A 13,885-nucleotide genomic window follows, 5' to 3' on the forward strand; every position below is an offset into this window, starting at 1 on the left:
GAGAAATGGTCACAAAGAAGATCCGCGTCGCTGCCTGGGTCATGCTCATCGCACAGGCCGGCATCATCTTCAGCGGTGGCATCGTCAGGCTCACTGGGTCTGGCCTCGGCTGCACCGACTGGCCGAAATGCACCCCGGACTCCCTGGTGACGACACCGGAGATGGGCATTCACGGCCTCATCGAATTCGGGAACCGCACGCTGGCGGTGGTTCTCGCCATGATCGGCGTCGTCATCTTCCTCATGCTCTGGAAGTCGCGGAAGCAGCGTCCCGACCTGTTCTGGCTCAACCTCGGACTGCTGGCCATCGTGCCCGTCCAAGCCATCGTCGGCGGAATCACCGTGTGGACGAAGCTCAACCCCTGGGTCGTGGCTGGGCACTTCGTCCCCTCCGCCATTGCGGTGGGAGTCGCCGCCTACTTCGTACGCCGCACCTACGACACGGGCATTCGCACCGGTGAGAAAGCACCGTCTCCGCTGCCCGCGCTGGGCTGGACCATCCTCGTCCTCACCGCGATCGTCGTCTTCTTCGGTGTGCTGACCACCGGTGCCGGCCCGCACTCGGGCTCGACCATGTCGACACGCAATGGTCTGGACAACATCTGGATCACCCGCGCGCATGCCTTCCCTGTCTGGCTCATGGTCATCGCCACGATCGTGGCCCTCTCCATCGCGATCAAGCGGCACAGCGTCATGGTCAAGCCCCTCGTCGTGCTCCTCATCGTCGAGCTCGCGCAGGGTCTCATCGGCTATGTCCAGTACTTCACCGGTGTGCCGATCGTCCTCGTGGCATTCCATATGATCGGGCTCTCGGCTACGATCGCGGCAAGCGTTGCCGTCCTGGACAGCGCATACTCGAGGAGTACCCATGCCAACACCGATCGTGCCCAGCCTGTGGTTCACTGATCACGCCGAGGAGGCGATGGAGTTCTACTGCTCCGTCTTCCCGAACTCGCACATCGTCTCCATCGAACGCTATCCCGATGAGTCGCTGGATCCCCATTACAAGGGAATGAGCGGGAAGGTCATCACCGGGGTCTTCGTCCTCGACGGAACCCGTTTCATCTGCCTCGACGGCGGCCCCATGTTCCACTTCAACGAAGCGATCTCATTGACGGTCGAATGCGCTGATCAGGCCGAGATCGACCACTACTGGACCTCACTGTCCGCTGTCCCCGAGTCCGAACAGTGCGGTTGGCTCAAGGACAAGTACGGACTGAGCTGGCAGATCGTTCCCGCGAATCTGGGCGAGCTGATGACCGGCGATGCGCAGATCAAGGCGCTGATGGGAATGAAGAAGATCGTCATCGAGGACCTCATCAACGCCGGGTGATTGAGTCACGCTGGGTGGGGCACGCTGGCGCGGGCGGCCTCTGCTGCCGCGCTAACTGAGGAAATACAAATGCCAGCGGCAGAATACGCCGCTGGCATTTGTAGAACCGTTACTCGGCCGGGCTTACGAGCAGCGACTTACCAGAAGCCGGGGAGAACGAACGGGTCGATTGCGACTGCGAGGAAGAGCAGCGACAGGTAGGTGATCGAGCCGTGGAAGACCTTCATCGCCTTCAGTGATGTTCCGCTCTTACCCTTCTTCGCCCGAGAGACGAGGGCGTAGCAGGAGAACAGGAACCAAGCGCCGGCGAGAACAGCCACAGCCGTGTAGACGGGGCCCATGGGGGCAAGCGGAATGAGTGCCAGCGAGCACAGCACCATGGCCCAGGTGTACGCGATCATCTGGCGACCGACGTTCGTCGGCGGCACCTTCGACGGCAGCATCGGAACGTCTGCGGCGTCATAGTCGGCCTTGTATTTGATCGCCAGCGGCCAGTAGTGCGGCGGGGTCCAGAAGAAGACTACGAGGAACAGGAGGAGCGCTTCCCATGCGAGTCCGCCGGTGACAGCGGACCAGCCGATGAGGACGGGCATGCAGCCCGCGGCGCCGCCCCAGACGATGTTCTGCGTGGTGCGACGTTTGAGGATCAGCGTGTAGAAGACCGCGTAGAGCAGGATCGCACAAGCGGTGAGGCCGGCGGTCACCCAGTTGGTGGTGCCGCCGAGCCAGAAGATCGATCCCAGGCCCAGGGCAAAGGCAAAGATGAGTGCGGCCCGGGGCGTGATCTCACCAGTCACGAGCGGACGGTGCTTGGTCCGTTCCATCTTCGCGTCGATGTCACGGTCGACATAGCAGTTGAACACCGAAGCGGAGGCGGCAGCTGCCGCGCCGCCGATGAGCGTGTTGATGACCAGCCAGATATTCGGCATTCCCTGCGCGGCGAGGAACATCACCGGAGCGGTGGTCACCAGCAGGAGTTCGATCACTCGAGGCTTGGTCAGTGCAATGTAGGCACTGATGATCGAGCGGGGACGTTTTGAGAGTCGCTCCTCGTCGATTGCCCTCTGCAGAGGGCGTTCACTCTGCGTGTCCTGGTTCTGACGAAGTTCACTCACGCACTCGATTCTACCCTCTGTCGAATATTTTGCCAGTCGGTGGCGGATGCGTTTCGGAGTCCGATTCTGGAGCCGAAAGGAGCACTGGACCAGAAAGGAACAGCGGGATCCAGATGATGCCGCCGACCGCCGCAAACAGGAACCACCACCTCGCTGCTGAGCACCACTGCGGTCGCGATCTCAGCGTTGGTGATCTCACCCCTCGCGTTTATCACCCGGCACGGTAGAGTTTGAGTGCACGCCTCTAAGACGAACGAAGGATCGCTCGAAGACATGAACTCCCTGTCCTGGACAGAACTCGACAACCGCGCAGTCGACACCGCCCGCCTCCTCGCCGCAGATGCAGTGCAGAAGGCCGGACACGGTCACCCCGGAACCGCGATGAGTCTCGCTCCCGTTGCTCACTATCTCTACCAGCACGGTCTCAAGCATGATCCCGCCGATCCGACCTGGGCAGGCCGTGATCGCTTCGTTCTCTCCTGTGGGCACAGCTCACTGACCCAGTACGTCCAGCTCTACCTCTCGGGCTTCGGTCTTGAGCTCGACGATCTGAAGGCGCTGCGCACCTGGGGTTCTCTGACTCCAGGCCACCCCGAGGTGGGACACACCGCCGGTGTCGAGATCACCACGGGACCACTGGGCTCCGGGCTTGCCTCCGCGGTGGGAATGGCCATGGCCTCCCGTCGCGAACGCGGTCTCTTTGACCCTGAGGCTGCTCCGGGCGCCTCTCCCTTCGACCATTCCGTTGTGGTTCTCGCCTCCGATGGTGACCTCGAAGAAGGCGTCTCCGGTGAGGCTTCCTCCTTGGCCGGAACCCAGGAACTGTCGAACCTGGTCGTCATCTGGGACGATAACCGGATCTCGATCGAAGATGACACCGCGATCGCCTTCAGCGAGGACACTGCCGCCCGCTATGCGGCCTACGGCTGGCACGTCCAGCACGTCGACTTCCGCGCCGGTGACGAATACAACGAAGACCTGAACGCTTTCCATGCAGCGATGGAGGCTGCGAAGGCAGATTCCCGTCCGTCCTTCATCCGTCTCTCGACGATCATCGCCTGGCCCGCTCCGAATGCGCAGAACACCGGCGGCTCGCACGGTTCCGCACTCGGCGACGACGAGATCAAGGCAACCAAGGAGATCCTCGGCTTCGACCCCGAGCAGAAATTCGAGGTTCCCGCCGAGGTGCTCAACCACACCCGTTCAGCACTGGACCGCGGTCGCAGCGCCCACATCGAGTGGGACGAGTCCTACACTGCGTGGCGCGAGGCTAACCCCGCCAATGCCGAGCTCTTCGATCGTCTGGCCAAGCGCGAACTGCCAGCAGATCTTGACGACCAGTTCCCAGTGTTCGAAACCAGCGACAAGGGCATCGCGACCCGCGCCGCCTCCGGACAGGTTCTCAATGCCATCGCCGCAACCATGCCCGAGCTGTGGGGCGGCTCGGCCGACCTGGCAGGCTCGAACAACACGCTGATCAAGGGCGACCCGAGCTTCCTGCCCGAGCATCGTTCGACCGGCGCATTCTCCGGCAATGAGTACGGGCGCAACATCCACTTCGGTGTCCGCGAATTCTCTGCCGGACTCATCGGCAACGGCATCGCCCTCCACGGCGGAACTCGCCCCTACAGCGGCACCTTCCTCGTCTTCAGCGACTACCAGCGTCCAGCCATCCGTCTGGCCGCCCTGCAGCAGCTGCCCAACGTCTTCGTGTGGACTCACGATTCGATCGGCCTCGGCGAAGACGGACCCACCCACCAGCCGATCGAGCACCTCTCCGCACTGCGTGCGATTCCCGGTCTCGACCTGGTCCGCCCTGCCGATGCGAACGAGACCTCGGTCGTCTGGCGCAAGGTTCTCGACCGCACCGACGGCCCCAGCGGGCTCGTGCTCACCCGTCAGGCCGTTCCGGTCCTCGACCGTGAGAAGTACGCTCCCGCCTCCGAGGCTGCTCGTGGCGGCTATGTCCTCCTCGACACTGCCGACGAGCCCGAGGTCGCCATCCTCGCCAGCGGTTCCGAGGTCGCCATCGCGATCGCCGCTGCCGAGGAGCTGCAGGCCGCAGGCACCGCTGCACGCGTCATCTCGATGCCGTGCCAGGAGTGGTTCGACGCGCAGCCCGCGGACTACCGTGCAGCGGTCCTCCCCCGTGGCCTGAAGGCGCGTGTGAGCATCGAAGCCGCATCGGCGATGAGCTGGCACAAGTACCTCGGCGATGCCGGTCGTGCCGTGTCGATCGAGCACTTCGGTGCCTCTGCCGACTACGCGACCCTGTATGAGAAGTTCGGAATCACCCCGGCCGCGGTCGTTACTGCCGCCAAGGAATCGATCGCAGCGGCGAAGGCGGACGCATGAGCACCAATCTGACGAAGCTGAGCGAGCACGGTGTCTCCATCTGGCTCGATGATCTGTCACGGACTCGCCTCGAGTCCGGTGATCTGGCACGACTCATCGAGGACTCGAACGTCACCGGAGTGACGACGAATCCGACGATCTTCGCCAATGCCATCGCCGGATCCGACAGCTATGACTCCACGCTTGCCGAACTCGGCGCCGACAAGGTCACCGCCGATGAGGCGATCGAATCACTGACCACCTCGGATGTCGCAGCGGCCGCCCGACTCTTCCGCCCCGTCTATGACGCCACCAACGGCGACGACGGGCGGGTGTCGATCGAGGTCGCTCCCCCATTGGCACACGATGCCGAGGGTACAGTCGCGGCGGCGAAGGCCCTGTGGGAACGAGTCGGCGAACCCAATGCGATGATCAAGATCCCGGCGACCGAAGCCGGACTGCGTGCGATCTCTGAGACGATCGCCGCGGGCATCAGCGTCAACGTCACCCTGGTGTTCTCGCTCACTCGCTACCGCCACGTCGTCGAAGCGTTCCTCCAGGGGCTGGAGAAGGCTCGAGCGGCGGGACATGACCTCAGCCAGATCAAGTCGGTGGCCTCGATCTTTGTCTCTCGCGTGGACGCGGAAATCGACGCACGCTTGGATGGCCTCGATGATCCGGCTGGAGCTGAGCTCAAGGGCCGTGCAGGCATCGCGAACTGCGTCCTGGCCCATGAGATCCATTCGCAGCTGTTCACCTCCGAGCGGTTCCGGGTCCTCGAGCTTGCCGGTGCCACACCGCAGCGGCTGCTGTGGGCTTCGACCGGAGTCAAGAACCCCGACTACCCGGACACCATGTATGTCTCGGGGCTGGTGTCTGCGAACACCGTGAACACGATGCCAGAACCCACGATGCAGGCTTTTGCCGATCACGGCGAGGTCACTGCCGAGATCTCGCCGGAGAACTACCGGGCCGCCGATGAGGTCTTCGACCGTTTGGCGCGGCTTGGAATCGACTATGCGGAGGTGATGACCGTGCTTGAGACTCAGGGACTTGAGAAGTTCGACGTCAGCTGGGCGGAGCTGCAGGAGACGATTCGCACAGCATTGGACCGGGCATGAGACTGCAGCACAGCGTCCCGGTCACCGAGGACTACGAAGCCGAAGCAGCTCGCCTCCTCGAATCACGTGTGCCCTCCCGCCTGGGTGCCAAAGATTCCACGTTGTTCACCGACGCCGTGGATACTGTGCAGCGCATGGGCTGGGTGGATCTGCCGCAGAGGGCTGCGCAGCTCGTCGACGAGATCGAATCTCTGCGCTCCCGGCTGGAGGCACAGGGACTGCGTTCCATCAGCCTGACCGGGATGGGCGGTTCGTCCCTGGCCCCTGAGGTTATGGCCGAGGCCGCCGGAGTCAGACTCGAAGTGGTCGACTCCACCGACCCTAACCAGGTCGCCGAGGCGATCGGGACCGATCTGTCCCACACCGTGCTCATCGTCGCGTCCAAGTCTGGAACGACGATCGAGACGGATGCGATCCGCCGAGCCTTCTCCGCGGCCTTCGAATCGGTGGGCATCGATCCCGCATCGCGCCTGATCGCGATCACCGATCCGGGTACAGAACTCGACGAATTGGCCACAGAGCAGGGCTTCCTGGCCACCTTCCACGCGGATCCGACGGTGGGAGGCCGCTACAGCGCATTGTCGGCCTTCGGTCTCGTCCCAGCAGGTCTCGCAGGCGTCGACATCCGCGCGATCGCAGACTCGGCGGCAGCGGCCGTCGACGGGTTCGCAGCCGATGCACCTGACAATCCCGCCCTGCAGTTCGGGACCTGGTTGGGCATCGGGCATGCCCGGGCGACAGAGAAGCTCGTGCTCGCGGAGACCACACCCGCATTGTCGGGATTGAGCAAATGGGTCGAGCAGCTCGTGGCCGAATCCCTGGGCAAGGACGGCCAGGGAATCCTGCCCGTCGTTGTCGACGGAACCGGCGACGTCGGCTTCTCTGATGCCCGAGCAGACGCCATGCTGTGCACCCTGGGTCCTGCCACCGACGTCACGGCGCCATCAGGCTTCGATTCCGACCTCGACGGTGACCTTGGCGAGCTGTTCGTGTTCTGGGAGTTCGCGACTGCCATTGCCGGATACAGCATCGGCGTCGACCCCTTCGACCAGCCGGATGTGGAGTCGGCGAAGGCACATGCCAGGCAGGCTCTCTCACAGGGCTCGTCGAGCGCACCCGCGCAGCCGGCGTTCCGCGAGGAGCAGATCGAAGTCTTCGGCGAGTTCGACGAAGCCACCGACCTCGTCGGTGCCATCGGCGAACTCTTTGCACAGGTCGATGAATACGGTTATGTCGGTGTGCAGGCGTTCCTCGACCGCATCGCCGACGCCCATGCCGAGGACCTTCGCGCACTGGTCTCCCAGCATGCGGGTGTGCAGACCACATTCGGGTTCGGGCCTCGGTACCTGCATTCGACGGGTCAGTACCACAAAGGCGGCCACCCCAACGGTGTGTATCTGCAGATCACTGCGGATCCCCGGACGGATCTGCTGGTTCCCGGACGCCACTATGGCTTCACCGAACTGCAGCGGGCGCAGGCTCTCGGCGATGCCGCGGCATTGCAGGAGAAGGGCCGTCCCGTCCTCCGCGTTCATCTGCTCGACCGCGCACAGGGCCTCGAGCAGCTGGGTCGCGCGATCGCAGCTGTCGAGCCGAAACATCATTTCGGTGTCGACTGACTGACGACGGTCTCACCGACCGCCTAGTCAGCTGAAATCATCTGCTGACGACGAAGGACCCTGACCACATGGTCAGGGTCCTTCGTCGTATTACGTGGTTCGTGCTTCCAGTCAGACGCACTCAGGCATTGAAGCGGGTGATGAGACCCAGCAGAATGATGCATGCGCCCCAGATGATCGCCATCAGGGTCGTGAACCGGTTGAGGTTGCGCTCGGCGACACCCGAGGATCCCAGCGATGAGGACATGCCTCCACCGAACATGTCTGACATGCCTCCGCCCTTGCCTTTGTGCATGAGGATGAGGAGTGTCAGGAAGATGCTCGTGATGACGAGCAGCACGATGAGTATGATGTTGAGGATTTCCACGTCGAGAACTACCTATATTTCGTCAGAGGATGTCTTGGTCAGTCTACTTTGCCACTGCGGCCTTGCACAAAGCGGCGAAATCGGGCCCGTTGAGGCTCGCTCCCCCGACAAGTGCGCCGTCGACATCGTCGGATGCGAGGATCTCGGCGACGTTGTCGGTCTTGACCGAACCACCGTAGAGGATCCGCGTGCTCGACGCCAGTGCGGAACCGTACTTCTCTTCCAGGTGGGCTCGGATGGCCGCCGCCATCTCTGCAGCGTCGTCGGCCGTCGCGGTCTCCCCTGTGCCGATTGCCCAGACAGGTTCGTAGGCGATGACGATCCCTTCCAGCGCTGCCGAGTCGAAGCCGCTCAGGGATTCTTCGAGCTGCGTGAGGGTGAAGTCCACATGTGTCTTCTCCTGACGCTGTTCCAATGACTCGCCGATGCACAGGATGGGCGTGATGCCCTGAGCCAGCGCCGCCTTGACCTTGGCCGCGACGACGTCGTTGGTCTCATGATTGTTCGCCCGCCGTTCGCTGTGTCCGATCACGACGTAGGTGCAGCCGAGGCGGGACAGGAACGAAGCGGCGATCTCTCCGGTGTGAGCGCCTGGTTCGTACTGGGAGACGTCCTGTGCCCCGTAGGTCAGCCACAGTTTGTCGCCCTGGATGAGTGTCTGCACGGACCGGATGTCGGTGAACGGAGGAATCACGACGACGTCGCACTGTGTTCCGTCGAGTTTGGCGTCCTCGAGTGCCCAGGCAAGTTTCTGGACGCTCGAGATCGCTTCGAGGTGATCGTGGTTCATCTTCCAGTTGCCGGCCAGAAGCAGGGTGCGGTCGCTCATTGTCGTCTTCTTTCTCACGCGAGTGCTTCGAGTCCGGGCAGCGTCTTGCCTTCGAGGTATTCGAGGCTGGCGCCGCCACCGGTGGAGATATGGCCGAACTCGTCGTCGGCGAAGCCGAGCGTGCGCACGGCCGCTGCCGAGTCGCCGCCGCCGACGACGGTCAGACGTGCACTGTCAGATCCTGCCTGGTTCGTCAGTGCGGATGCGACGGCCTTGGTCCCGGCGGAGAAGGCCGGGAACTCGAATACTCCCATGGGGCCGTTCCAGAACACGGTGGTCGAGTTCGAGATGACGTCGGCGTATGCCTGCGCCGAGTCGGGCCCGATGTCGAGGCCCAGTCCCTGCGCACCGGCAGGCGTGGATTCGAGATCCGCGATCGGACACACCCAGTTCTCGGCCTCGGCTGCGAATGACGCGGCCATGACGATATCCGTGGGCAACACGATGTTCGCACCCCCGGCCTCGGCACGTTCGAGGTAGCCCTTGACGTCGTCGACGCGGTCCTTCTCCACGAGGCTGGACCCGATGTCGTGGCCGAGCGCGGCGAGGAAGGTGAAGACCATTCCCCCGCCGATGAGGAGGTTGTCAGCCCGGTCGATGAGATTGTCGATGACGCCGAGCTTGTCGGAGACCTTCGACCCGCCGAGGACGACGGTGAAGGGCGACTGCGGTGAGTTCAGCAGACGGTCGCTGACTTCGACCTCGGCCCGGACGAGAGATCCGGCGTAGTGGGGCAGCAGAGCCGCGATGTCGTAGACCGAAGCCTGCTTGCGGTGGACGACTCCGAAGCCGTCGGAGACGAAGTCGTCTGCCAGTTCGGCAAGCTGAGCGGCGAAGGCCTGCCGCTCGCTGTCGTCCTTCGAGGTCTCGCCCGGGTTGAAGCGCAGGTTCTCGAGCAGGAGAACCTCACCGTCGGCCAGTTCCGCTGCTTTGATCCTTGCCTCCTCACCGACGGTGTCGGCGGCGAATGCGACATCGCGGCCGATCGCCTTCGCGAGCTCGGGAGCCAGCGGATGCAGTGAGAACTGCGGGTCGGGTTCCCCCTTGGGTCGACCCAGGTGAGACATGACGATCACCCGCGCCCCCGCCTCGGCGAGGGCCTTGATCGTGCCGGCCGAGGCCAGGATGCGACCACGGTCGGTGATCGTGCCCTCATCCATCGGCACGTTCAGGTCACTGCGAACGAGGACCGTGCGGTGGGAGAAGATCTGCGGGTCGTCGTAAGTCCTCATTTGTTCCTTTCGCCGAGGATGTAGCTGACCATGTCCTTGAGGCGATTGGTGTAGCCCCATTCGTTGTCATACCAGGCCACGACCTTGATCTGGTTCCCAAGCGTCATCGTGAGCTGGGAATCCACGATCGCCGAGGCGGTGGTGCCGACGATGTCGGTCGACACCAGAGGTGCCGTGCTGTATTCGAGGTACGGCGAGGATTCCGCGGCCTTGGCCAAGATCTCGTTGACCTCTTCGGTCGTGGCGTTCTTCTTCGGGGTGAAGGTGAAGTCGATGATCGATCCGGCGGGGACGGGAACGCGGACCGCGAGGCCGTCGAGTTTGCCGGCCAGGTGCGGCATCACCTTGCCGACGGTGCGTGCGGCACCGGTCGTCGTCGGGACGATGTTCACGGCTGCGGCACGAGCACGACGCAGGTCGCGGTGGGGCCCGTCGACGAGCATCTGGTCGCCGGTGTAGGCATGGACGGTGTTGAGCAGGCCGGATTCGACCCCAAGAGCGTCGTCGACGGCCTTGACGACGGTGGCCATGCAGTTCGTCGTGCAGGAGGCGTTGGAGACGACGGTGTGCTGGGCCGGGTCGAAGTCGGCTTCGTTGACGCCCATGACGAAGGTTCCGTCGACGTCTTTGCCCGGTGCCGAGAGCACAACGGTCTTCACGGTTCCGCCGAGGTGGACCTCGGCTTGGTCGCGGCGGGTGAATCGTCCGGTGGACTCGACGACGAGTTCGACCTCGTGTGCCGACCAGTCGATCTCGGCCGGGTCAGCCTGGCTGAGCACTGAGATGGTGGTCCCATCAACGGTCAGTGTCTCGTCGCTGGCTTCGACGGTGTGGTCGAAGCGCGGCCACACGGAGTCATAGGCCAGCAGGTGGGCCAGTGTCTGTGTGTCGGTGAGGTCATTGATGGCGACGACTTGGAGGTCGGAGCCGGGTTCGAGGGATAGACGGTACAGGGCACGACCGATGCGGCCGAAGCCGTTGATGGCGATTCGTCTCATGACTCGATCTTAACGATCTTCGAGCATTTCCGGGGTGAGACTGGCCTCTGTGCCGGGAATTCCCAGATCTTCGGCATGTTTGTCGGCGGTGGACAGCAGGCGTCGGATACGACCTGCGACGGCATCTTTGGTCATCGGCGGATCGGCCAGTTGGCCCAGTTCCTCCAAGGATGCCTGCTTGTGCGTCACGCGCAGCTGGCCGGCATAGCGCAGGTGTTCGGGGACCTCGTCGCCGAGGATCTCCAGGGCACGTTCGACTCTGGCTCCGGCCGCGACTGCGGCTCGGGCTGAGCGACGCAGGTTCGCATCGTCGAAGTTGGCCAGCCGGTTCGCTGTGGCGCGGACCTCGCGCCGCATCCGACGTTCTTCCCACACGAGCACGGCGCTGTGGGACCCCATGCGGGTCAGCAGTGCGGCAATGTCGTCGCCATCGCGGATGACGACACGGTCGACTCCGCGCACTTCGCGGGCCTTCGCGCTCAGTCCCAGGCGCCGAGCGGCACCAACGAGAGCAAGTGCTGCCTCTGGGCCGGGGCAGGTGACCTCCAGTGCGGAGGAGCGCCCGGGTTCAGTCAATGATCCGTGGGCGAGGAATGCGCCGCGCCAGGCGGCTTCGGCATCGGCGACGGACCCGTTGACGATCGCTGAGGGCAGGCCGCGGACGGGACGTCCGCGGTTGTCCACGAGACCGGTCTGGCGGGCCAGGGCACCGCCGTCACGGGTGACGCGTAGGAGGTAGCGGTTGGAACGGCGGATTCCGGCGGCATTGATGACGACGATGTCGGCATATTGGCCGTAGAGGTCCTTGATCTCGCTGCGGAGACGTTTGGCCGCCTGCGCGGTGTCGAGTTCGGCTTCGAGGACGATCGACCCGTTGACGAGGTGGAGTGCAGAGGAGAAACGGAAGATCGCAGACACTTCGGCTTTGCGAGCAGAAGTGCGGGTGATCTTCACCCGTGCCAACTCATCCTTGACCTGAGCGGTCAGTGCCATTGTTCGTCCTCCTGCAACTGAATTGGTTACCACTGCTCGTCCACGCCGATCCCGGCGTCCACCAACATGTCACGGTAACACGCGGCGAGCTTGAGGCTGTCATGCTGTCCTGCCCGGCGAGAGTGCAGTGGACGGGCCCAGAGTTTGGCATTGAACATCTCTCTGGCGCACCGCTCGAGCTCAGGTTCTGCCAGGGTTGCCGCCTCGTCGACGAGCACATAGCTCAGCTCGAGGGAAGGGGCATGCCTGTGCAGTGACATGAGGTGCTCGCTGAGACTGAGATCTCTCGTTTCTCCGTCGCTGGACCCGAGATTCAAGGTGAGGGACTTCACTGCAGAGGATCGTTCGATGGCAGCGGCGAGGGATGGAACCAGGAGATGGGGCATTACCGAGGTGTACCAGGATCCGGGGCCGAGATTGAGCACATCGGCTTCGGCGACGGCTTCGATCGTTTCGTGTCGTGCCGGTGGGTCGGGTGGATCAAGCCGCACGGTCTCAACGTGGCCGAGGGTGGAGGCGAGCACGGACTGCCCGCGCACGACCTGGAAGGATCCGGGGAACTTCACATCGGCTTCGATCGTCAGCGGGACCGAGGACATCGGCAGGACTCGACCGTGGGCGCGCAGAAGCTTGGCCATCCAGTCGAGGCCGGCGACGTGGTCGCCGTGGATCTGCCACAGGGCGGAGATGAGCAGGTTGCCCACGGAATGTCCGCTGAGCTCACCGTCGGAATCGAAGCGGTGCTGGATCACATCGCGCCAGGTCTTGCCCCAGTTCCCGTCATCGCAGAGGGCTGCCAATGCCATGCGCAGGTCTCCAGGGGGCAGACCACCGAGTTCGTCGCGGAGCCGACCGGAGGAGCCTCCGTCATCGGCCACCGTGACGACTGCGGTCAGCGACTCGGTGAGCAGACGGAACGCACGCAGGGCGGCGTAGAGGCCGTGTCCTCCGCCGAAGGAGACGATCTTGGGTCCCTTGTCCTTGACGGAGGGGATGATCTGAGGGAGATCCTCGGTCTCCATCTCACTCTCTCCCCAGATCGCGGTGGCGCACAGTGACCGGAATGCCGGTCTGCGCGGCGAGGCTTTTGGCGACACGTTCGCTGATCGCGACCGAACGGTGCTTGCCGCCGGTGCAGCCGATGCCGATCATCGCGTAGCCACGGCCTTCGTGGAGGTAGCCCTGCGAGACGGTGTCCAAGGTCGCGGTGTAGCGTTCGATGAATTCTTCCGCGCCGTTCTGTCCCAGCACGAAGTCCGCGACATCGGAGTCCAGCCCGTTGTTGCCACGCAGGTGCGGGATCCAATAGGGGTTGGGCAGGAAACGGACATCGGCGACGTGGTCAGCATCCTTCGGCAGCCCGTATTTGAAGCCGAAGCTCATCACGGTCAGGCGCAGCAGCGGGGTGTCGATGGTGCTGAAGCGTTTGCGTACCTGAGCCGAGAGCTGGTGAACGTTGAGTTCCGAGGTGTCGATGATGATGTCGGCACGGTGTTTGAGGGATTCGAGTGCCGAGCGTTCACCTTCGATGCCTTCCAGCAGCGTGCCCTCGCCCTGGAGCGGGTGCGGCCTGCGCGTTGATTCGAAGCGCCGGACGAGGACCTCGTCGGCGGCATCGAGATAGAGGATGCGCAGCGAGAGACCCTGATCGATGAAGTCGCTGATCGTCTCTTCGAGTTCTGTGTACTTCGCTCGGCCCTTCGAATCAGTGACGATGGCGATCTTCGGCACCGCCCCGTCTGCACGGGCGACGAGTTCGACGAGGGTGCGCATCATCTGCGGCGGCAGGTTGTCGACGACGTACCAGTCCATGTCCTCAAGCACGTTGGCCACGGTGGTCCGTCCTGCTCCGGACATTCCGGTCACGAGGACGACCTCGATGGGATGGTCGGCACCGTTTGATTCGGCCTGCGTACTCACACGTCCTCCTGGGGCTGCGCGGTTG

13 protein-coding genes are annotated in these 13,885 nt (G+C 63.7%); 5 read left to right on the forward strand and 8 right to left on the reverse strand.

Going from position 1 to position 13,885, the window contains the following annotated elements:
* Window positions 1-5: 5 nt before the first annotated feature.
* Entirely contained in the window at window positions 6-905 is a 900-nt protein-coding gene (locus tag BAUR9175_RS00250) for a COX15/CtaA family protein (protein ID WP_009881365.1), read from the forward strand.
* Complete coding sequence (locus BAUR9175_RS00255) at window positions 868-1,332, forward strand: VOC family protein (RefSeq protein ID WP_009881366.1); 465 nt, start codon at window positions 868-870, stop codon at window positions 1,330-1,332. Before BAUR9175_RS00250 ends, BAUR9175_RS00255 begins: the two co-directional genes overlap by 38 nt.
* Before the next feature lie 137 nt (window positions 1,333-1,469).
* On the opposite strand, the gene BAUR9175_RS00260 is transcribed toward BAUR9175_RS00255, so the two are convergent.
* Window positions 1,470-2,447, reverse strand: coding sequence for a heme o synthase (locus tag BAUR9175_RS00260; protein WP_009881367.1), 978 nt, complete (start codon window positions 2,445-2,447; stop codon window positions 1,470-1,472).
* 273 nt (window positions 2,448-2,720) lie between these two features.
* Between BAUR9175_RS00260 and tkt the strand changes: the two genes are divergently transcribed.
* The 3 genes from tkt to BAUR9175_RS00275 are packed head-to-tail and all read left to right on the forward strand — an operon-like array spanning window position 2,721 to window position 7,521.
* Window positions 2,721-4,802, forward strand: coding sequence for a transketolase (gene tkt, locus BAUR9175_RS00265; RefSeq protein ID WP_009881368.1), 2,082 nt, complete (start codon window positions 2,721-2,723; stop codon window positions 4,800-4,802).
* Window positions 4,799-5,902, forward strand: coding sequence for a transaldolase (tal, locus tag BAUR9175_RS00270; RefSeq protein ID WP_009881369.1), 1,104 nt, complete (start codon window positions 4,799-4,801; stop codon window positions 5,900-5,902). The genes tkt and tal overlap by 4 nt, the downstream gene beginning before the upstream one ends.
* Window positions 5,899-7,521 carry a phosphoglucose isomerase-related protein gene (locus tag BAUR9175_RS00275; protein WP_009881370.1) on the forward strand — a complete coding sequence of 541 codons (1,623 nt, stop codon included), beginning with the start codon at window positions 5,899-5,901 and terminating at the stop codon, window positions 7,519-7,521. Before tal ends, BAUR9175_RS00275 begins: the two co-directional genes overlap by 4 nt.
* Before the next feature lie 121 nt (window positions 7,522-7,642).
* Here BAUR9175_RS00275 and secG read toward each other — a convergent pair whose 3' ends face one another.
* Genes secG through rapZ form a run of 7 tightly spaced genes read right to left on the reverse strand, consistent with a single transcriptional unit; the run spans window position 7,643 to window position 13,860 of the window.
* Window positions 7,643-7,888 (reverse strand): preprotein translocase subunit SecG, encoded by a 246-nt coding sequence (secG, locus tag BAUR9175_RS00280; RefSeq protein ID WP_009881371.1) that lies wholly within the window; start codon window positions 7,886-7,888, stop codon window positions 7,643-7,645.
* Window positions 7,889-7,931: 43 nt separating this feature from the next.
* A complete protein-coding gene (tpiA, locus tag BAUR9175_RS00285; protein ID WP_101582611.1) occupies window positions 7,932-8,717 on the reverse strand; it encodes a triose-phosphate isomerase in 786 nt (261 codons plus the stop codon).
* 14 nt (window positions 8,718-8,731) lie between these two features.
* Complete coding sequence (locus tag BAUR9175_RS00290) at window positions 8,732-9,949, reverse strand: phosphoglycerate kinase (RefSeq protein ID WP_101582613.1); 1,218 nt, start codon at window positions 9,947-9,949, stop codon at window positions 8,732-8,734.
* Window positions 9,946-10,947, reverse strand: coding sequence for a type I glyceraldehyde-3-phosphate dehydrogenase (gap, locus tag BAUR9175_RS00295; protein ID WP_101582615.1), 1,002 nt, complete (start codon window positions 10,945-10,947; stop codon window positions 9,946-9,948). Before gap ends, BAUR9175_RS00290 begins: the two co-directional genes overlap by 4 nt.
* Before the next feature lie 9 nt (window positions 10,948-10,956).
* Window positions 10,957-11,940, reverse strand: a complete 984-nt coding sequence (whiA, locus tag BAUR9175_RS00300) for a DNA-binding protein WhiA (RefSeq protein WP_009881375.1) — start codon at window positions 11,938-11,940, stop codon at window positions 10,957-10,959.
* Between the two features lie 26 nt (window positions 11,941-11,966).
* The gene (locus tag BAUR9175_RS00305; protein ID WP_009881376.1) at window positions 11,967-12,962 is read right to left on the reverse strand and encodes a gluconeogenesis factor YvcK family protein; all 996 of its coding nucleotides are present in this window, start codon (window positions 12,960-12,962) and stop codon (window positions 11,967-11,969) included.
* Window position 12,963: 1 nt separating this feature from the next.
* Window positions 12,964-13,860, reverse strand: coding sequence for an RNase adapter RapZ (gene rapZ, locus BAUR9175_RS00310; RefSeq protein ID WP_009881377.1), 897 nt, complete (start codon window positions 13,858-13,860; stop codon window positions 12,964-12,966).
* Window positions 13,861-13,885 lie beyond the last annotated feature (25 nt).

The organism is Brevibacterium aurantiacum (genome assembly GCF_900169065.1).
Lineage (GTDB): Bacteria > Actinomycetota > Actinomycetes > Actinomycetales > Brevibacteriaceae > Brevibacterium > Brevibacterium aurantiacum.